Source organism: Streptomyces sp. CNB091, from assembly GCF_000377965.1.
Genome location: NZ_KB898998.1, coordinates 36181 through 57168, shown reverse-complemented (window position 1 = coordinate 57168; position 20988 = coordinate 36181). Strand labels below are relative to the sequence as shown.

The window sequence follows — 20988 nt, the reverse complement described above, 5'->3', positions numbered from 1 at the left end:
ATCACAGGGCGTTTCCCCTGCCGGGCACCCCCGCGCAGAAGGGACCGCTGACGGCGATGCAGATCCGGCTGACCGTCCTCGCGCCGCGCAGCGGCCAGACCCCGGCGCGCACCTGCGACGTGCTCGTCACCGCACCCGCCGGGACGGCGCTGGCCGCCGTCGCCTCCCAGCTGGCCTCCGCCGTGGCGGGGCCCGAGAGCTCCCAGGGCGGCGGAGCGATCGTGTTCTTCGCCGGACGGGAGCGGCTCGACGGGCACCGCGTCGCGCTGGGCGAACCGCCTCTGGTGGACGGCGCGGTCCTCTCGCTCCAGGCTCCCGGTGACGACGAGGCGACGGACGATCCCGTTCCGGCCCAGCTCCATGTGGTGGCGGGCCCTGACGCGGGCGGCGTCCACCTGCTGCACGGCGGGCAGATCCGGATCGGCCGCTCCGCCGACGCGGACGTCCCGCTCGACGACCCGGACGTCTCCCGGCTGCACTGCGCGGTGACGGTCTCCGACGACGGCCGGGTCTCGGTCGCCGACCTCGGTTCGACGAACGGCACCTCCCTGGACGGCGTCGAGGTGCGGGAGCGGCCGGTCCGCCTCGCCCCCGGCGCGCTGCTGCGGCTCGGCGAGTCCGCCCTCCGCCTCACGGCGGGCTCCCGTCCGGCGACGCTGCCGACCGCCCCGGACGGCGAGGGACATCTGCGGGTGGCCCGCGCCGAGACGGGCTCTCCCGCCCCGGACCACGGCACCGGCGCGCCGCTCTCCGCGCACACCCCCGACCACGGCGGCCCGGGCGACGGCCACGGTTACGGTTACGGCGCACCGGCCTCCCCTTTCCCCGGTTCCCTAGGTTCCCCCGGCTCCCCCGCTCCCGCCGGTTCACCGGCGCCCGAAGGGCCCCACGGCGGCTCCGGAGCCCCTGGCTCCTCCCTCGGAGAGGGCTCCTGGCCCGAGCACGCCGAGGCCGGGCCGGGCGCCTACCCGGGGCAGGCCACCCATGCCCGTGGCGAGGAGTTCGCCGATACCCCGGCTCCCCGGCGCGGCATAGGAGCGTGGGCGAGGCGGCTCAAGGGCGGCGCGAGGGTCGAGCAGATGGCGGGCCCGGAGACCGGGGCGGGCGTCCGACGCGACACGTACGGCGCCTCCCGCGCCCCCGACGGCTCGGGCGGCCCGACGGCGTACGGCTCATCGGCGCCCGGAGCGGGCGCGTACGGCTCCGCGGCCGGGCCCCACGACTTCCCGGGCGGCTCCCACGATCCGTCCGGCGGTCCGTCGGGGGCCGGGCACCTCGCCTCCCCGGTCTCCCCCGGCTCCCCCTTCTCCGCGCTGCCCACCGCCCCCGAGGGCACCTGGCCGGATCCGGCGGCCGTGCTGATGACCGCGCTCGGCCCCGGGCCCCGGCTCTGGGAGCGCCATCCGGAGCACCCGGAGGCGCTGGTGGTGCGGCTCGGCACGACCGACCGGGCCGAGGTGCCCGCCGTGCCGGTGACCGTGGGGCTGCGGGAGGCCGGTTCGCTGGGGCTCGCCGGTCCGCGCGCCCGGCTGGCGGGTCTGGCCCGCGCCACGGTGGCGCAGCTCGCCGCGCTGCACTCCCCGTTCGACCTGGAGATCGTCCTCATCAGCACGGACCGCTCCCGCTCGCTGGAGGAGCGGCGGCGCGAGTGGTCCTGGCTGGGGTGGCTGCCGCATCTGCGCCCGACGCACGGGCAGGACTGCCGGCTGCTCCTCGCGTACGACCGTGAGCAGGCGGCCGCCCGTACGGCCGAGCTGGTGCGCCGCCTCGACGAGGGCCCCCTCGGTCCCGGCTGGCCGCATCTGGACCGGGCCTCGGTGGCCGAGGCCGCCCGCGCCCACACGGGTCCGCACACGGTGGTCGTCCTGGACGGCGACCCCGGTACGGCGATGCTGCGCGAGACCACGGCACGGCTGGCCGGGGCGGGCGCGGCGGCCGGGATCCATCTGATCTGCCTGGCCGAGACCCCGGCCGCCTCCCCCACCTCCCCGGTGTCCGCGACGTACGAGACCGCGTGCCGGGCGTCCATCGCCTTCCGGGAGTGCGGGGCCGTCGCGATGCTCAGCGGGGACGTCGCCACGGCGTTGCGCCTGTTGCGCACGGCGGGCGGGCAGGCCGCGGGGCACGGGACGGTGGCCGCGGTGGACGCGGTGTCGGCGGCCTGGGCCGAGCGGTTCGGGCGGGCGCTCGCCCCCCTGCGTGAGGAGGGCTCGGCCGCGCTGGCCGGCCGGCCGACGACCGCGGCGCTGCCACCGTCCGCCCGGCTGCTGGACGAGCTGGGCCTGGCCCGGGCGACACCGGCCTCGCTGATGGCCCGCTGGGCGTCCACGGCGGAGGCCCAGCCCGGCGCCTCGGCGCCCCGGGGCGCGGCGGCCCGGGCGCCCCGCCAGGAGGTGGACAGCCCCAACTCGGGGCGGACCCTCAGCGCGGGCCCGCGCGTCGGCCCGCAGCGCACCGCCACCTCCGCCCCCGACCGCGACTCCGGCCGGGCGCCGTACCCGGCCGCGGGCGCCCCCGACCCTGACCGCACCCCGTACCCACCGCTCGACGCCCGCGACTCCAGCCGCACCCCGTACCCACCGCTGGATTCACGGGACTCGGAGCGCACGCCCCACCTCGGCGGCCGACGCTCCGGGCCGGGGCCGGGCTCCGGGGAACGGGGCGACGGGGGCGCGCCCCATCCCGCCGCCCACATGGGCCGGCCGGTCCTCGTGCTCGGGGCGGGCCCACGGGGGCCCCTCAGCGTCGATCTCGCCGACGAGGGGCCGCATCTGCTGATCGAGGGGCCACCGGGCAGCGGCCGCACCGAGCTGCTCCGGGCAGTCGCCGCCTCGCTGGCCTCCGCCGCCCGGCCCGACCGGCTCGGCATCCTGCTCGTCGACGGCTCCGGCGGCGAGCGGGGGGAGCGCTGCGAAGGGCTGCTCCCCTGTACAGAGCTGCCGCATGTGTTCACCCACCTCGTGGCGTGCGACCCGGTCCGGATGCGGGAGTTCGCGCAGGCCCTCGGCGGCGAGCTGAAGCGGCGCGCGGAGCTGCTCGGCGACCTGGACTTCGCCGCCTGGCACGAGCGGCACGCCCAGCAGGAAGGCCCGCCGCGCGTCGTGGGCCAGCGTCCGCCGAGCGGCGCCGAGCGGCGGGGCGATCTGGACTCCCCGGCCAGCGGCACCCTGCGGTTGCGCCCCACCGCCCGGTCCGGGGACCCCGGACCGTCGCCGCTGCCCCGACTCGTCGTCCTCGCCGACGACTTCGACGCGCTGGTCGCCCCGTCGCTCGGCAGCCCCGGCAGGCCGGCCGCCGGTTCGGTGGTGCGGGCGCTGGAGGCCGTGGCCCGGGACGGTGGGCGGCTCGGGGTGCACCTGGTCGCCACCTCCGCGCGTCCGGACCGCACCGAGGACACCGAGCTGGCCCGTGGCGCCCGGCTGCGCATCGTGCTGGACGCCCCGGTGCTGCCGCCGTCCCCGGACGAGCCGGCCCCCGGCCGGGGCAGGCTGGGGCATCCGGACGGCCGGGTGACGCCGTTCCAGGGGGGCCGGGTGACCGGTCGCATCCCGCGTACGGCGACGCTGCGGCCCACCGTCGTCCCGCTGGAGTGGGAGCGGATGGGCGATCCGCCGACCCGGCGCCCGGTCCGGGAGCTGGGCAACGGGCCGACCGACCTGGCCCTGCTCGCCAGCGCGTTGGAGCGCGCGGCCCGTTCGGTGAACGCGGAACGGCTGCCGGCGCTGGTGCCGTTCCCGGCCTGACGCGACCACCGGCACGACCCCCCCCCCAGCCAGCCTTCTCCCCTCCGCTGCCCCGGCCGGCGTTTCGACGGCACCCCCTGCCCCGGCTAGCTTCCGACATGCACTGACATGACGTCACGAGGCGATCACGATCGGCCTGTTGGTGCCTCGGGTGGTATTGCGGGGCCCGGTCGCCCGGCGTAGGACTGTGCGCACGGACGACGTGGTCCGGGCATGCGGACATGGCCGGACGCGTACAGAAGAGACGGGGCAGGAATGCGCACAACCTTCTCGATAGGCAGGGCCGCGGTCGTGTTAGCGGCGGCGGGCGCTCTGGCGCTCACCGGCTGCGGAGGCGACGGTGACGGCAAGAAGAAGACGGACGACGGCTCCGGCACGGGCACGGACAGCTCGTCCACGGTGAAGCTGCCGAAGCTGGACGGGGAGGACATCTCCGTCGCCGCGGTCTGGACCGGACCGGAGCAGGCGAACTTCACCAAGGTGCTGGACGAGTTCGAGAAGCGTACGGGCGCGAGCGTGACCTTCGTCCCGGCGCAGGACCCCATCATCAACTTCCTGGGCACCAAGATCGCGGGCCAGCAGCCGCCGGACGTGGCGATGATCCCGCAGGTCGGCGCCATCCAGCAGGCGGCCGCCAAGAAGTGGGCCAAGCCGGTCGGCCCCGAGGCGAAGGCTCAGCTCGACAAGAACTACGCGAAGGTCTGGCAGGACCTCGGCGCGGTGGACGGCACCCAGTACGGCGTGTACTTCAAGGCCGCCAACAAGTCCCTGATCTGGTACAACGCCGCCGCGTTCGACAACGCGGGGGCGAGCGAGCCGAAGACCTGGAAGGACTTCCTGACGACCGCGGAGACCATTTCCGCCTCCGGCGTCACGCCGGTCTCGGTGGGCGGTGCGGACGGCTGGACCCTGACGGACTGGTTCGAGAACGTCTACCTCTCCCAGGCGGGGCCGGAGAAGTACGACCAGCTGGCGAAGCACGAGATCCCGTGGACCGACCCGTCCGTCAAGGACGCGCTGACCACGCTGGCCGGGCTGTGGGGGAAGCCGGAGCTGATCGCGGGCGGCGCGGACGGGGCGCTCCAGACGGAGTTCCCGGCCTCGGTCACCCAGACGTTCACCGGGGGCGACCAGCCCAAGGGCGCGATGGTCTTCGAGGGCGACTTCGTCTCCATCAACATCGCGCAGACCGAGGCGAAGATCGGCACGGACGCCAAGGTGTTCCCGTTCCCGGCGGTCGGCGCGGACTCCCCCGTGGTGACCGGCGGCGACGCGGCGGTGGCGCTGAAGGACACCAAGGGCGCGCAGGCGCTGCTGACCTGGCTGGCGTCCTCCGACGCGGCGAAGATCTGGGCCGAGGCGGGCGGGTTCATCTCACCGAACAAGAGCCTGGACCTGAAGGCGTACCCGAACGACGTGCAGCGCACGATGGCCCAGGCGCTGATCGACGCCGGTGACGACGTCCGGTTCGACATGTCCGACCAGGCCCCGCAGTCGTTCGGCGGGACGCCCGGGAAGGGCGAGTGGAAGATCCTCCAGGACTTCCTGAAGAACCCGAAGGACATCGCGGGGACCCAGAAACAGCTGGAGTCCGAAGCGGTCAAGGCGTACAAGAGCTGACGCCGTGACGACAGCGACCGCGGGGGGCGCCGGAGCGGCGCCCCCCGCCGACGACGACACGCATCCCCGTCCGTCCCCGCCCCCGGATCCGAAGAGGTCCCGCCGGAGTGTGACCGGCACCCGCAGGGTCATCGCGGCGGCGTTCCTGCTGCCCGCGCTGGTGCTGCTCGGAGCGCTGGTGCTCTATCCGATCGGGTACTCGGTCTACCGGTCGTTCTTCGACCAGGCCGGTACGGGCTTCGCCGGGTTCGACAACTACAAGGCGCTGTTCACCGACGCCACCATCGTCACGGCGGTGAAGAACAACGCGATCTGGGTGGTCCTCGCCCCGACGGTCGCCACCGCGCTCGGGCTGATCTTCGCGGTGCTGACCGAGCGGATCCGCTGGGGCACCGCGTTCAAGCTGATCGTCTTCATGCCGATGGCGATCTCGATGCTGGCGGCGGGCATCATCTTCCGGCTGGTGTACGACCAGGCTCCCGAGCGGGGTGTGGCCAACGCGGTGGCGGTGGGCGTGCACGACACGTTCAACCAGTCCTCCGTCTTCCCGAAGGCGCGCCCGCTGCCCGTGCACCCGCTGGAGAAGGGTGCCGGCGGGGCGTATCTGTCCAAGGAGCCCATCCGGGCGGGCCAGCCGCTGCGCGTGCCGCTGATCGGCGTGGCTCCGGCGAGGATGCCGGGCGACGCACGGCCGGCGGAGGGCGCCCCCGCGGCCTCCGGGGACAAGATCTCCGGGACCGCGTGGCTGGACTTCACCCGGGGCGGCGGCGGGAAGCCGAACGTCGTCGACCCGAAGGAGCTGGGCCTGAAGGGCCTGAAGGTCGAGGCGGTGAAGGACGGGAAGGTCGTCGCCACCGCCACGGCCGGAGCGGACGGCGTGTTCACCCTGCCCGCCTCGGCGGACGGGGCCCAACTGCGCCTGCCCGCCGACAACTTCCGCGAGCCGTACAACGGCGTCGACTGGCTCGGACCGTCCCTCGTGACGCCCGGGATCATCGGCAGCTACGTATGGATGTGGGCCGGGTTCGCGATGGTGCTGATCGCGGCGGGCCTGGCCGGTCTGCCGCGTGAGCTCCTGGAGGCGGCCCGGGTGGACGGCGCCAACGAGTGGCAGGTGTTCCGCCGGATCACGGTGCCGATGCTGGCGCCGGTGCTCGCGGTGGTCCTGGTGACGCTGATGATCAACGTGCTGAAGGTCTTCGACCTGGTGTTCATCATCGCGCCGGGCTCCTCGCAGGACGACGCCAACGTGCTGGCGCTCCAGCTGTACAGGTCCTCGTTCGGCACGGACGCGGACCTGGGGATCGGGAGCGCGATCGCGGTGCTCCTGCTGCTGCTGGTGATCCCGGTGATGCTCTTCAATATCCGCCGGATCCGGAAGGAGGGACGGCGATGAGCAGCGCTCCGGAAGTGAACACTGCGCGCATCGGCCGCCAGAAGGCGGTTTCCCGGCAGGCGGGCACCCCCGAAGCGCCCAGGGCCAAGCAGTCCCTCGGCGCCCGGATCGCCGCCCGCGCCGGCGGCGGGGTGATGCGGGTCTTCCTGATCCTGGTCGCCCTGTTCTGGCTGATGCCCACGATCGGTCTGCTGCTGTCCTCGCTGCGCGGGCCGCAGGACATCGCGGCGACCGGCTGGTGGAAGGTCCTCACGGCCCCGTCGGAGATGACCTTCGACAACTACCAGCGGCTGCTGGACAATTCGACGATCACCGGCTCGCTCGTCAGCACCATCATGATCACCGTGCCCTCCACGGTGCTGGTGGTGGTGATCGGCTCGCTGGCCGGATACGCCTTCGCGTGGATGGAGTTCCCCGGCCGCGACTGGTGGTTCCTGCTGGTCGTCGGGTTGCTGGTGGTGCCGGTGCAGGTCGCGCTGATCCCGGTCTCCGAGCTGTTCGGCACCATCGGGATCTTCGAGACGACGCTCGGGGTGGTGCTGTTCCACACGGCGTTCGGCCTGCCGTTCGCGATCTTCCTGCTGCGGAACTTCTTCGCGGAGATCCCCCGCGAGCTGCTGGAGGCCGCCCGGCTCGACGGGGCGGGCGAGATCCGGCTGTTCACCCGGGTCGTGATGCCGCTGGGCGGTCCGGCGATCGCCTCGCTCGGGATCTTCCAGTTCCTGTGGGTGTGGAACGACATGCTGGTCGCGCTGATCTTCGCGGACTCCGAGTCACCGCCGATCACCGTGGCGCTCCAGCAGCAGGTACGCCAGTTCGGCAACAACATCGACGTGCTGGCTCCCGGTGCGTTCGTGTCGATGGTGATCCCGCTGGCGGTGTTCTTCGCCTTCCAGCGGCAGTTCGTGTCGGGCGTGATGGCGGGCGCCGTCAAGTAGCCGTAAGCACAAGGGCGTACGTCTTCGCAGGCGTACGGCTGTACGTCAACCCGAAGCGGCCCGGTTCCCCGGAACCGGGCCGCTTCGCCGTCCCCGTCCCCCGATTGCCGCGTCCGGCGTAACCCTGTCATTCCATCCGACGTTTGCGGTCTGCCTGGTTTCCGCGAACGATCGACCCATGGATGTGTAGTGCCCCGGTTCTCCGTCATCGTGCCCGCGTTCCGGGTCCAGGCGTATCTGCACGCGTGTCTGGATTCGGTGCTGGCCCAGTCCTTCAAGGACTACGAGGTCATCGTGGTCGACGACTGCTCCCCCGACGCCTGTGGGCCGATCGCCGACGAGTACGCCCGCCGGGACCCCCGGGTCACCGCACTGCACCTCCCCCGCAACACCGGCCTGGGACCGGCCCGCAACGCCGGGATGGGCCGGGCGGGCGGCGACTACCTGGTCTTCCTCGACGGGGACGACACCCTGGTGCCGGACGCGCTCCAGACCATCGCCGACCGGATCGACGCGACCGGCGAGCCCGACGTCCTGATGTACGACTACGCCCGCACGTACTGGACGGGCCGCAGCGTGCGCAACGTCCTGGCCGCCCACCTCGACGAGGGCGGGCCCGACCGCTTCCGGCTCACCGACCGCCCCGAGCTGCTCCAGCTCCTCATGGTCGTCTGGAACAAGGCGTACCGCCGCGCGTTCATCGAGGCCGAGGGGTTCGCCTTCCCGCCCGGCTACTACGAGGACACCCCCTGGACCTACCCGGTGCTGATGTCGGCCGGGTCGATCGCGGTGCTGGACGCGGTCTGCGTCTCCTACCGGCAACGGCGGCGCGGCAACATCCTCTCCACCACCAGCGAGAAGCACTTCGACGTCTTCGACCAGTACGACCGGGTGTTCGCGTTCATCGACGCGCGCCCCGAACTCGCCCTGTGGCGGCCGGTGATGTTCCGCCGGATGCTGGACCACTTCTCGGCGCTGTTCGCCTCCCGGGACCGGCTGCCGCTCCACCGCCGCGCCGCGTTCTTCCGCCGGGCGGCCGCGTCCTGCCGCCGTTACCGCACCCCCGGCGCCCCGGTGCCCCGTCGCGCGCTGCTGCGGCACGGCCTGTTGCGGCTCGGCGCGCGGCGCACCTATCAAGCGCTGTCGGGGGCCCAGCGCCTGGGCGGCCGGCTGCGCCGGGGGGTGGCGGCCGGACGCCGGGCGGTGCGGGGCGCGGCGCTGCGGGCGCACTACCGGATCCAGTCGCGGCTGCCGCTGCGCCCCCGGGACGCGGTGTTCACCACCCGGGGCGGCGGGTACACGGGCAGCCCGGCGGCGATCGAGGCGAAGGTCCGCGAGCTGGTCCCGGGGGCGCGGACGGCCTGGATCTGCCGGCCCGTGGACGCCCACACCGTGCCGACCGGCACCCGGCATCTCGCGCCCGGCACCTTCGCCCACTGGACGGCGCTGGCCCGCTCCGCGTACCTGGTGAACGACTCCCTCTTCGACCGGGGGCTGGTCAAGCGCCGGGGCCAGGTCCTGCTCCAGACGCACGAGGGCACGCCGCTGCGGACCGTGGGCACCGATCTGCTGGACCGGCCCGCCGCCGCCCGGGGCACCGACTTCGAGCAGCTGCTGCGCTCCGTGGACACCTGGGACTTCTCCCTCTCGGCGAACCCGCACTCCACCCTCGTACGGGAGAGGGCCTATCCGTCCGCGTACACGACGCTGGAGTACGGCTCGCCGCGCAACGACGTGTACCACCGCACCGGTCCGGCCGACGTGGCGCGGCTGCGCGAGACGCTGGGGATCCCGGCGGGCAGCACGGCGCTGCTGTACGCGCCGACGCACCGCGACTACCGCCGGGTCCAGCGGCCCGCCCTGGACCTGGAGCGGCTGGTCCGGGTCCTGGGCCCGCGGTTCGTGGTGCTGGCCCGGGCGCCGCACCCCGCGGGCCCCGGCGGCCACCGGGCGCCGCATCCCCGGATCATCGACGTCCAGGGGCACCGGTCCGTGGAGACGCTGGCGCTCGCGTCGGACGCGCTGATCACGGACTACGCGTCGCTGATGTTCGACTACGTCAACCTGGACCGCCCGGTGGTGCTGCACCTGCCCGACGTCGAGGCGTTCGAGGCGGCCCGGGGCACGTACTTCGACATCACGGCGTTCCCGCCCGGCATCGTGGCCCGGGGCCAGGACGAGCTGTTCGACATCTTCGCGACGGACCACTGGCGGGGTTCCCGCTCGGCGCAGCTGCGGGCCGCGTTCCGGGCCCGGTTCTGTCCGTACGACGACGGGTACGCCGCCGAGCGGGTGGTGCGGCGGGTCTTCCTCGGGGAGACCGGCGGGCTGCCGCTGCCGGTGCCGTCCGCCGCGCGCCGGACGCCTGAGGCCCTTCCGGCGCGGGACGGGGCCGGGGCGGGCGTCAAGGGCTGACCCGGCCCCGCCACACCCGGACGCGTGCTTCCGCGCGCGCCCCGCGCGTGCTCAGCGTTCCAGGAACGCGAACAGCTCCTCCCAGCGGCGCAGGGTCTCCGGCTCGGAGAACCGCTGGACGCCGGACCGGGCCCGCGCGCCCATCGCGTCGCGCAGCCGGGGGTTGCCGGTGAGCCGCAGCAGCCGGTCGGCGAGGGCGGCGACGTCTCCGGCGGGGGCCAGGAGTCCGTCCTCGCCGTCGCGGACGATCTCCCGCACGCCGGGCGCGCAGTCGAACGCGGCGCAGGGCACACCGCTCGCCATCGCCTCCAGCAGGGCCAGCGGGAAGCCCTCGCCCCGGGAGGACTGGACGAAGACGGAGGCCTCGGCGAGGGCCCGCTCCACGTCGTCGGTGCGGCCCATCCACTCCACACAGCCGTCGAGGCCGAGGCTCGTGCACTGCTCCTTCAGCGCGGCCTCGTCCTCGCCGGCCCCGTACACGCGCAGCCGCCAGTCGGGGCGGGCGGGGGCGACCAGGGCCCAGGTGTCCAGGAGCAGGTCGATGCCCTTCTGGTCGCTGAGCCGGCCGATGCTGGCGACGGTCGGCGCGGTGCGCGGGGAGGGCACGGCGGGGAGGCGGGAGAGGGCGTTGGGCAGGAAGCCGACGTTGTTCATGCCGTCCCCGGCCCACTGGTCGGCGTCCTCCTCGGTGAGGACGAGCCAGTGGTCGAGGTCCTTGTAGTGGTTCTTGATCCAGCGGTAGCGGTGGCTCGCGCGGGAGTAGCCGTAGGACTCGTGGCTCATCCCGATGACCCGCACCCCGGTGGTATAGGCCTCGCCGACCCATTCCATCGCCCAGACCTGGGTGACGATGACGACCGCGCCGGGGCGGGCCGTCGCGAAGATCTCCGAGAGCCGGGCCACCGCCCGCTTCTTGGCGGCGACCCGGGCCGCCTCCCTGCGCCGGGTGGGGAGGCGGAAGCGGTCGCGGATGCCGTGGGGCGTCCAGGGGGTCGGCGGGTGGGCGGGGTAGAGGGCGGTGACGGGGTGGCCGGGCTCGGCGGGCAGCGCCATCTTGAGGTCGGAGGCGTGGATGCCGATGGTGTGGACCCGGTGCCCCTGGTCGGCGAGGAGGCGGGCGGTCTGGTGCATCCAGCCGGTGACGCCGCCGAGTTCGTCGGTGCTGTTGGAGACGATGAAGACGTCGCGGCTCATCGGCCGGCCCCCCGGTCGTGGTCGAGGTCGATGGTGTGACGGGCACTCCGGGAGGATCCGGGGGCGAAGACGGCGGCGACGGTCCTGCGGGCGGCGTCGCCCCGGTCGTAGGTCCCGAACTGCCGCACGAAAGCGCGGCGTCGGTCGGCGTAGTGGGTGTCGGACTTCTTCAGTTCCGCGAGGGTCGCGAACAGCTCCTCCTGCGTCTCGGTCACCGGCCCGGGGGCCCTCTCCCGCAGATCGAAGTAGCTACCGCGCTCGGCCGCGTACGCCTCCAGGTCGGGGGCGTACAGCACGACGGGCCGGTCGAGGAGGGCGAAGTCGAACATGATGGAGGAGTAGTCGGTGATCAACACATCGGTGAGGGCCAGGAGTTCTTGGACGTCGTGGTGGCGCGAGACATCGACAACGGTCCCGGGCGGACAGAGCGGCAGCCGGGCGGACTCCAGGTAGTGGGCCCGTACGAGCAGGGTGTGGGTGTCCCCGAACCGCTCCGCGAACTCCCTCACGTCCAGCAGGAGTCGGGCTCTGCGCTGCCTGCCCGGCCCGCCCCGGAACGTGGGGGCGTACAGCACGGTCTTCTTGTGGTCGTCCAGCCCGAGCGCCCCGGCCAGCGGCGGGCGCGGCAGCCTTCCCTCCGTCTCGGCCCGGTCGCGCTCCGCGACGAGGGCGTCGTTGCGCGGGTAGCCGGTGCGCAGGAGCCGCTCCTCGGGCAGCCGGTAGGCGCGGGCGAGGGTGTTCACGTCGTGCTCGGAGCGGACGAGGAAGTGGTCGAAGCGGTCCACGGCCTGCTGGAGCCGTGCACGCTGGGGGGCGTTCTGGAGCCGTACGCGGGTCTCGTCGAAGCCCATCCGCTTGTAGGCGGAGCCGTGCCAGGTCTGGAGGTACGTGGTGTGCCGGGGCTTGCGCAGCTGCTGCGGGAAGCCCTGGTTGTCGACCCAGTACTCGGCGCGGGCCAGCACCCACAGGTAGCGCCAGGACCAGCGGCGTACGAGGCGGGCGTCGTCCGGGAAGCCGGCCGGGGAGGGGTCGTAGGACCAGGTGGCCCGGAGTCTCAGGCCCTGGCGGCGGATCTCCTCGTAGAGGGCGCGCGGGCTGTCGCCGTAGCAGGTGCCCATGTGGCTTTCGAGGACGACGGAGCCCCGGCGCACGGGGAGCCGGGTGAGCCAGGTGTTGTAGACGGGGACCTTGAAGGCCCGGGAGCGGTAGCGGTCCAGGCGCCTGCGCAGGGACCGGGCGAGGAGCTTCGCCTTGCGGGCGGGCCGGAAGCGGGTGGCGTAGCGGACCAGGCGGTGGGTGGTGCGGGCCGGGCGGCGGCGGGCGGTCAGCCGGAGCGCGAAGTGGTCCTTGAGCGTGATGTAGGGCTCCCAGGTGTCCCCGGCGAGCCGTCCGAGCCGGGGCCTGGCGGGGAACCGGGCGGCCCCTTCCACCTGGTCCTGCGGGGCGAACAGATCGCTGACGGACCGGGGCCCGTCGGGGCCCCCCGCGGTCACGGTCAGCCGCGCGTCCCACGCCGTGTCCCGGATGCCGACGGGGCGCAGGCGGCGCGCGACGTCGGCCCGCGCGCGCCAGCTGATCCCGTTGCCGTCGTGCCGGATCTCCTCGACCGGGAACGCGACGGCGCGCGCCCCGCCCCGGGCCCGGAACTCCAGGGTCGCGGTGAGAGGGGCGTCGGGGGCCGGGCCGCCGTGGCCGGGCAGCACGAGGCGGCCTTCCAGCAGCAGGCGGCCCCGGTCTGCGGTGGCGCGGGTGAGCCGGTTCATCAGCCGGGCCCCGCCGAACGTGCGGTACTGGTGGCCGAGTTCGGTGACGTCGACGCCGGCCCCCTCCGGCTCTTCGCCGCCCCAGGTCACCCGGCCGTCCGCGCCCGTCGTCAGCGGCGCGCACACGGTGGCGGGCCTGCTCAGCGCGTACGCCGCGGTGAGGACCCCTTCGGCGTCGCCCCGGGCCAGCAGGCGCACGGCGACCCGCTCCAGCGGCGGCAGGCCCGGCGGGCCGTCCCGGAAGGAGCCGGTCAGCGCACGGGCGGCGGCCGCGGCGACCCGGTCGCGGCGGGCGGCGGGCAGGTGGGGGAAGGACCGGGCGAGCGGCACCAGGTGGTCGCGGGCGAACGCCTTCTCCCGTTCCTCGCGCAGCTCGGACAGGCCGCGCGCGAGGAGGGTGTTGGCGACGCGGCGGTGCGCCTCGACCAGGGCGGCGAGGTCGCGGGCCCGGTCGGGGACGGCCCGGCCGGTCACGATCAGCCGGCGGACGAGGGCGATCCGGCCGACCGCCGCGGCGGCGAGCGGGCCGAAGAGGATCTCGCCGTGCGTCAGGTCCTCCTCGTACCGCAGCCCGTGCCGCCTGGCGGCCTCGCGGCGCAGGCAGAACCCGGTCACCAGAGCGTCCCTGACGACGAGTTCGGGGGCGTCGGTGAAGCGGGCGAGGGTGCGGGAGCGGGCGTACAGCCCACCCTGCCAGGACGGCTCCCGTTCCTTGCCGCTCTCGTCCGCGACCTGGCTCCAGCGGCCGGCGATCAGGTCGGCGCGGCTTCTCTCGCCGGCCTGCCAGAGGTTGCGGCAGGCGTGGAGCTGGAGGCGTTCGCCGGCGGCGAGGACCAGGACGTACCGGCCGCCCGCCGCGTCCAGGCCCGCGTTGCGCAGGGCTCCGGTGGTGCGGACGGCCGGGTCGGCGTGGAGGAGGCGGACCCGCCCGGGGGCCCGGTCGGCGAGGGCCCGGGCGGCGGTCCGGACGGCCGGGGCGGCGGTGGAGGCGAGGACCACGACGGCCTCGGCTCCGCGCAGCGACTGGCCGAGCACGGAGTCCACGGAGGCGCGCAGGGCGTCGGCGCCTCCGGGGCCCTCGTTGTCCCCGCCGCCGGTGATCACACAGCTGAAGTCGCTCATACCAGCTCCCCCTTGAGCATCCGGTCGACGACCCCGGCGGCGGCGGTCCCGTCGTCGAGGTCGCAGAACGCCTCCCGGAACCGCTCGTACGCCCCCCGGTGCCCGGCGGTCGCGGCTTCCGGGTCGCGCAGGGCGGCCACGATCCCGGCGGAGTCGGGGATCAGGGGGCCGGGGGCACGCTGCTCGAAGTCGAAGCAGAAGCCGCGCAGGGTGTCGCGGTAGTGGGCCAGGTCGTGGGTGTGGAAGAGCATCGGGCGGCCGGTCTGCGCGAAGTCGAACATGACCGAGGAGTAGTCGGTGACCAGGACGTCGCTGATCAGCAGCAGTTCGGCGACGTCCGGGTGGCGGGAGACGTCCCGGACGAAGTCGGTGCCGGGGACGCTGCCGCCGACGAGGTAGTGGCGGCGGACCAGCAGGACATGGTCCTCGCCGAGGCTCTCCCGGGCCAGGTCCAGGTCGAGTTGGAGGTCGAACCCGTGACGCCCGCCCTGCCGTGGGCGGTCCTCGCGCCAGGTGGGGGCGTACAGGATCACGCGCCGCCCCTCGGGGAGCGCGAGCCGTTCGCGTACGGTGGCGGCGACCTTGTCCCGGTCTGGGGCGTACAGCAGGTCGTTGCGCGGGTAGCCGCACTCCAGGACCTCGCCCGAGTAGCCGAAGGCGCGGCGCATCACGGGGGTGGAGAAGCTGTTCGGGGAGACGAGCACGCTCCACTGGGCGGACCGGTGCTCCATGGACGCCATGTACGCGGCGTCCGCGTGCGGGGTGCCCGCGAGGTCGCGGCCGATGCGTTTGAGCGGGGTGCCGTGCCAGGTCTGGACGACGGTCTGGCCCTCGGCCCGCTCGAACCACTCGGGCAGGTGGGTGTTGGTGACGATCCACCGGCTGCGGGCCAGCGCCTCGTACCAGTCGGCGCTGTGCAGGGCGATGGGGTGGACGCCTTCGGGCACGACCGCCTGCTGGTCGCGCACCACCCACAGGTGCTCGATGTCCCGCCCCCGGGCGGCGAGTTCGCGGTGGACGGCACGGGGGGAGTCGGAGTACTGGCGGCCGTCGAAGCTGGAGTAGAGGACGGCGGGGCGCAGTTCGCCGGCCGTGGCGGCGGCGCGCAGTCCGGCGTACCGCTCGCGCTGGAGCCGCTGCGCGTACGGGCCCCGCTCACCGACGGGGAGGGCGGAGGCCGACTCCAGGACGAGCCGGTCGTGGTGGCGACGCTGGAGGGTGAAGCCCCGGCCACTGATGTGCTGTCGCGTCGGCAGGGTGGGGTGCAGGGGGGTGCTCAGGCGGAGCGGCCGGTACGCTTCCGGGTCCCGCTCCCCCGGCTCGCGCAGGAAGAGGTACCAGCGCCCCTCGGCGAGCGGCAGCGTCCCGCCGGGCCCCTCGACGGCGGCGGGAGCGATCACGGCCCGGAAGCCGTCGCCGCCCCCCCGCTCCAGGCCGAGGACCACCTCTTCCCGGTGGCCGCTGTGGCGCAGGACGAGTTCCCGGAAGGCGCCCGTGGGCTCGGGGAAGACCCCGTCGAGGATGAGGGCGCCCGACTCCTCCGGGGCGACGGAGGTGACGACGGGCTGGACGGGCCGGTCGGTGAGCACGAGGTCGCCCGAGGGGTTGGGGGCCGCGTACAGCTCACGGCCGCCGGGCAGTGCGTAACGTCCGTCCTGACCGTCGGTCCGGGCGGCCACCGTCAACGATGCACCCTCGCCGACGAGTTGGACGCCCCAGATGTCGTCCTGTCCCCGGAAGGCGCTGAGCGGGATGTCCGCCGCCCGGGAGCCGAGCGAGCCGCGCAGGGCGAACTCCCGCGTCTCCTTGGTGCGCCACTCGGTGAGCCGGAGGGCGGCCGGCCCGGCGTCGCCGAGGATCTTCACCTCCAGGCGCACGGCGTCCTCGACCGCCGACTGCCCGGTCAGGACGGCCGCGACGCGTTCGGCGCGCAGCTCCAGCTTGTTGCCGGAGAGGACGGGGACGATACGGGTCCGCTCGTCGGTGTACGTCACGGCGGGCGGGGCCGGGGTGGAGACGAGCCGCATGGGGCCCCGGCGCGGCCGGCCGGCGCCGACGACGACAACCTCCAGCTTCCATGTCGTGCGCCCGCCGCTCACCTTCCCTGCGAGTTTGCGCGGGTCGACGACGGCCGTGAACCCGGCGCGGTCGTAGCGGTGGAGGGAGCGGCCGGAGCGGGCGGTGGCCTCGTCGCCCGGGACGGGGCGGGTCCGCAGGGGGATCAGCCGCTTCCCGGAGCGCAGCCAGCCGAGCCGGACCGGGCCGCCCGGGGCGTTCCGTACGTACGCGTGACCGGTCAGGTGCAGCAGCCCGTCCCGCCAGACGGCCTCGGTGAGGTGGGCGTGGACGGGCAGGTCGGCGGAGGTCAGCGCGGTCGTGGCGGGCGGCAGGGGGTCGCGGACGGCGGGGTGGTGGGCGCGGGGGCGGAGCAGCCCCGTGACGTGGAAGGTGTCCCGGTCCTTCTTCTCGTCGGCGAGGAGGGCGAGGAGTTCGGGCAGCCGGCGTTCGCGGATGAGCTGCCACTTGACCCGCAGGTCCAGGGGCAGCGAGGCGAGGACATCGGAGTCGACGGTGGCGGCGAACGCGCCCGCGTGCTCCAGGAAGGCTTCGTGGAACTCCGCGTCGCCGCCCCCGAGCGCCTCGATGAACAGCCACAGGTCCCCGGAGAGCGCGTGGGCGTCGTAGCGGCGCTTGGCCCCGGCCAGACCGGGCCGGGCGGCGAGGAAGCGGCTGACGGTGGTGACGGCGGTGACCCGGTCGCGGATGCCCCGGGGCACGGCCCGCCGGGTGGTGATCGAGCCGTCGCGGTCGCGCCAGTGGTAGACGGGCTCCTCGACGACGTCGACCGAGCGGGCCAGGAAGTGGGCGGGCAGGACGACGGCGATGTCCTCGTACAGCACCCCGGTGGGGAAGGCGAAGGCGTGCTCGTCCCAGAAGGCGCGCCGGAAGACCTTGTTGCAGGCGATGCGGTCGCCCAGCAGGGCCCAGTCCCGGGTGACGTGGGTGGCCCGCCGGGCCTTCTCCATCGGCTTGCGGAACATCGGGGACTGTTCGAGATCCCCGTTGGCCCGTAGCCGGAGCACGTTGCCGGTGGCGAAGTCGGAGCCGGAGCGGTCGAGTTCGGCGAGCATCCGGGCGTACGCGCCGGGCGGCACGACGTCGTCGCTGTCGACGAACGTCAGGAACTCCGCGCCGGGACGGGCCTCGCGGACCCCGGCGTTGCGGGCCGCGCCGAGCCCGGCGTTCTCCTGCCGGATCAGCCGGAAGCGCGGGTCGCGGTCCACGAACTCTTGCGCGAGGGCCGGGCCGTTGTCCGTGGAGCCGTCGTCGACGAGGACGACCTCCAGGTCCGGCATGGTCTGCTCGGCGAGCGAGGACAGGCAGGCACCGAGGTACTCCTCGACGTTGTAGAGGGGGACGACGACGGTGAGACGGGGTGCCATCGCGGCGCACGATCCTTCCGGGCGGACGACATCAGGGGCAATGAGCGTCGGGGGCTTGGGGCTTCAGGGCTGGAGGGCTTGGGGCTTCAGGGGCTTGCGGCTTCGAGGGCTTGAGGCTTCGGGGCGTGGGGCTTCGAGGCGTAGGGCCCGTCGGGGGCCATGGGGTACAACCCGCGCCGGAGGGGCGGGTCACCCGAGGGGGCCCGTTCGGGTGACGCGGAGGGCGGAGTCACGCACCCCGTGGGCGTGCCGGGAGCACGTTCGAGCCCCGTACCGGGAGGGCACGGGGCTCGGTGCTCGGCGCTGCCGTGAAGGGCTCGCGTCAGGGCTTCTCAGCACTGCCGTGAAGGGCTCGCGTCAGGGCTTCACGGCGATCCGGCCCTCGTCCATCCGCAGCAGCAGAAGCCGCTCACCGGTCTTGTCGAGGAATTCGTCGACCGCCTGCCGCGATCCCTGCCAGTAGCCGTAGTCGTCGATGAGGAGCACCCCGCCGGGCACCAACCGGGAGTACAGATGCTCCAGTTCGTGCTTGGTGGAGGCGTACCAGTCGGTGTCCAGGCGCAGGATGGAGATCTGCTCGGGGGCCTGCGCGGGAACGGTGTCCTCGACCCGCCCCTGGACGTAGTGGACGCGTTCCTTCGGGTACGGGACGTTGTCGAAGCCCGCCTTGACGTCCTCCAGCGAGGCGACCGCCCAGATCGGCCGGTCCTTGCCCTGGGCGTCCAGCAGCTCCTGGGCGGGCCGCCCGTCGCGCCGCAGATCCTCGGCGGTGGGCGGGGTCATGCCCTCGTACGTGTCGAAGAGGTACAGGTCGCGCTCGGTCTCGCCGACGGAGAGCAGGGTCCGGGCGCAGGCCTGCATGGAACCGCCGCGCCAGACGCCGCACTCGACGATGTCACCGGGGATCTCGTGCCGGGCGATGTGGCGGGTGGCGAGGATGAAGGCGTTGAGCCGCTCCGGCGAGGTCATCGAGTACGGCTTGACCGCGCGGATGATCTCCTTCGCCTCGTCGTCGTAGTCCGCCGGGAAAGCGAGCGCGGGCTTCTTCGCCTCGGGCTTCGGGACCGTTACGGGGGCGGGTGCGGCGGCCGGAGCCGGTGCGGGGGCGGTGCGGGCGGCGGGCACCGTGACGCGCCTGAGCTGGTATCCGGTGAGCTGCTGAAGGACGCCGTTGACGGCGTTGCGCCAAGCCATGCCCCGGGACAGTACGCGCGGTTTGCGCCGCATGTCATCTTTCGTCAACCTGCCATTGATCGGGGCGGGTCCTGTTCGAGTGAGGGCTTCTGCGCGGGTACGGTCCCGGGGCGTCCGCACGCCTCGCGGCCGTCCAGCGGCCGGGGCAGCGGGACGCCGTCCACGCCGCCGACCCGGTTCGCCCACCACACCGCCAGCTCCCGTACGGCGAACATGGTGAGGCGCGGGTAGCGGGCCGGCTTGCGGAAGACGCCGACGGAGTCGCCCCAGTAGGCGGCCTTCTTGTCGATGGCCCGGTAGTCGTGCCAGATGCCCTTCTGCGGCGGGAAGTCCGTGTAGGCCTCGCGCAGTTCGAGCCGGGAGTGGGCGGCGAGCGCACGGAACCCGTCGGGGTAGTAACGCCAGCAGTCCTGCGCGTCGTGGACGTGGCCGCGCGAGGGGGCGGTGATGAACGCGTGACCGCCCGGCTTCAGGATCCGGGCGATCTCCAGCATCGACGCCCAGAAGAACGGGATGTGCTCGAACGCCTGCCCGGACAGCACGACATCGGCGCTGTTGGACCGGGCGGGGATGCGGTACGGCTTCCTCATCACCGCGTCGACGTTGGGGCCGTCCTGCACGTCGACCCCGAAGTAGTCGATGGGGTGGTCGGCGAGCAGCGCCCGGTGGGTGCGGGTCTGCTTGCCGGAGACGCGCGATCCGAGGTCGACGACGCGGTAGAGGCCGTTGCCGGACGCGGCCCCGCCGGCAGGCCCTTCGACGGGCAGATACTCCTTGATGCAGAGTTCCATCTGCTCGTAGGCGGACCGGTGCATGGGCGTCTCCCAACGTGGGCGGGCGAGCGGGCTGTTGGGCACAACGACCGCGCGGCGCGGAGGAATCGGCACGGGTGGGCCGCCTTGAGCCATTCGGGTTGCGGGGACGCGCCGGCCCGGCCGGGGCGGGACCCCGCGTCACAGGGACGGGGCGAAGAACCGCCGCACGACGCGTTCCGCCGCGCGCCCGTCGTCGTACGGGCAGAACCGCTCCCGGAACGCGGTGCGCAGCGCGGCCGCCTCCGGTGACCGCCACTCCCCCGTCCGGAACACGTCGGCCAGTTCGGCCGGGGTGGTGGTCACGCGGCCGGGGGTGTCGCCGGGCCGCCCGGAGAGCAGGTCGAAGTACGTCCCGCGCGTGGCCCGGTAGGCGGCCCAGTCGGGGGCGTGGACGACGATCGGGCGGTCCAGGCAGGCGTAGTCGAAGACCAGGGAGGAGTAGTCGGCGATCAACGCGTCGGCGGCCAGGCACAGTTCCTCGACCCGGGGATGCCCGGTGACGTCGACGACCCGCGCCGCGCTCCTCGCTCCGACTCCGGCGGACCGCCCGTAGAAGTAGTGCGCACGCACCAACAGAACGTAATCCGGTCCCAGTTCGGTCGCCAGCCGCCCGGGGTCGAGATCGGGCACGAAGCCGTCGCGGTAGTCGCGGTGAGTCGGGGCGTAGAGCAGGGCGGTCTGCCTCTCGGCGATGCCCAGTTCGGCGCGGATCTTCGCGATGTCCTCGGCGGTGGCGGTGAAGTAGGCGTCGTTGCGGGGGTAGCCGACGTCGAGCCGTTCGTACCCGCCCGGATAGACCCGGTCCCAGACCTCGGTGCTGTGCGGGTTGGCGGAGAGGCTGAAGTCCCACTGACCGACATGGGCGCGGATCTTGGCGAAGTCGGTCTTCCGGGCGAGGGCGGGGTACGCGCGCTGGTCCAGCCCCATGGTCTTGAGCGGGGTCCCGTGGTGGGTCTGGAGATAGCGCTGACCGGGCCGTTTGGTGAAGCCGCCCGGGAAGCTGGAGTTGTTGACCAGATAGGTGGCGGTGGCCATGGCTCGCCAGTAGGGGCGCGAGCCCTCGATGACGTACGGCACACCGGCCGGCATCCGGTCGCGGTGCCGGGAGGAGACGACCCACACGCCCCGGATGTGCGGGGCCAGTTCGCGGGCCTTGGCGTGGATCGCGGCGGGGTTGCAGGCGACGCCCCGGTTCCAGTACGCCCCGTAGACGGCGAGGTCCGGGTCGAGCGGGCGGTGCAGGTCGGTGCGGTAGGCGGCCCGCATGGCCTGGCGACGCACGAACCGCTTCACGGAAGCTCGGGTGGGCACGGAAGCTCGGGTGGGCATGGCAGCCGAGCGTAAT

Annotated in this window: 11 protein-coding genes; 5 read left to right on the top strand and 6 right to left on the bottom strand. The window is 73.8% G+C overall.

The window, feature by feature from the left end:
• Positions 1–56: 56 nt before the first annotated feature.
• The 5 genes from D581_RS0116985 to D581_RS0116965 all read left to right on the top strand — a co-directional run bounded on the left by D581_RS0116985 (position 57) and on the right by D581_RS0116965 (position 10112).
• Positions 57–3743, top strand: coding sequence for an FHA domain-containing protein (locus D581_RS0116985; RefSeq protein WP_018958418.1), 3687 nt, complete (start codon positions 57–59; stop codon positions 3741–3743).
• A gap of 255 nt (positions 3744–3998) precedes the next feature.
• A complete protein-coding gene (locus D581_RS0116980) occupies positions 3999–5363 on the top strand; it encodes an ABC transporter substrate-binding protein (protein WP_018958417.1) in 1365 nt (454 codons plus the stop codon).
• A gap of 109 nt (positions 5364–5472) precedes the next feature.
• Complete coding sequence (locus tag D581_RS0116975) at positions 5473–6759, top strand: carbohydrate ABC transporter permease (protein ID WP_018958416.1); 1287 nt, start codon at positions 5473–5475, stop codon at positions 6757–6759.
• Positions 6756–7697 carry a carbohydrate ABC transporter permease gene (locus D581_RS0116970; protein WP_018958415.1) on the top strand — a complete coding sequence of 314 codons (942 nt, stop codon included), beginning with the start codon at positions 6756–6758 and terminating at the stop codon, positions 7695–7697. The genes D581_RS0116975 and D581_RS0116970 overlap by 4 nt, the downstream gene beginning before the upstream one ends.
• A 189-nt stretch (positions 7698–7886) precedes the next feature.
• Positions 7887–10112, top strand: coding sequence for a bifunctional glycosyltransferase/CDP-glycerol:glycerophosphate glycerophosphotransferase (locus D581_RS0116965; protein ID WP_018958414.1), 2226 nt, complete (start codon positions 7887–7889; stop codon positions 10110–10112).
• Between the two features lie 51 nt (positions 10113–10163).
• On the opposite strand, the gene D581_RS0116960 is transcribed toward D581_RS0116965, so the two are convergent.
• The 6 genes from D581_RS0116960 to D581_RS01000000137360 all read right to left on the bottom strand — a co-directional run bounded on the left by D581_RS0116960 (position 10164) and on the right by D581_RS01000000137360 (position 20972).
• On the bottom strand, positions 10164–11306 hold the full coding sequence (locus D581_RS0116960) for a glycosyltransferase (protein WP_018958413.1): 1143 nt from the start codon (positions 11304–11306) through the stop codon (positions 10164–10166).
• Complete coding sequence (locus D581_RS0116955) at positions 11303–14191, bottom strand: CDP-glycerol:glycerophosphate glycerophosphotransferase (protein WP_018958412.1); 2889 nt, start codon at positions 14189–14191, stop codon at positions 11303–11305. Before D581_RS0116955 ends, D581_RS0116960 begins: the two co-directional genes overlap by 4 nt.
• Positions 14188–17634, bottom strand: coding sequence for a bifunctional glycosyltransferase/CDP-glycerol:glycerophosphate glycerophosphotransferase (locus D581_RS0116950; protein ID WP_018958411.1), 3447 nt, complete (start codon positions 17632–17634; stop codon positions 14188–14190). The genes D581_RS0116955 and D581_RS0116950 overlap by 4 nt, the downstream gene beginning before the upstream one ends.
• Positions 17635–17991: 357 nt before the next feature.
• Complete coding sequence (locus D581_RS0116945) at positions 17992–18861, bottom strand: TylF/MycF/NovP-related O-methyltransferase (protein WP_018958410.1); 870 nt, start codon at positions 18859–18861, stop codon at positions 17992–17994.
• Positions 18862–18872: 11 nt separating this feature from the next.
• Positions 18873–19643 (bottom strand): methyltransferase domain-containing protein, encoded by a 771-nt coding sequence (locus tag D581_RS0116940; protein WP_018958409.1) that lies wholly within the window; start codon positions 19641–19643, stop codon positions 18873–18875.
• A gap of 138 nt (positions 19644–19781) precedes the next feature.
• Positions 19782–20972: a CDP-glycerol glycerophosphotransferase family protein gene (locus tag D581_RS01000000137360; RefSeq protein WP_106434405.1), complete on the bottom strand. Its 1191-nt coding sequence runs from the start codon at positions 20970–20972 to the stop codon at positions 19782–19784.
• Positions 20973–20988: the final 16 nt, after the last annotated feature.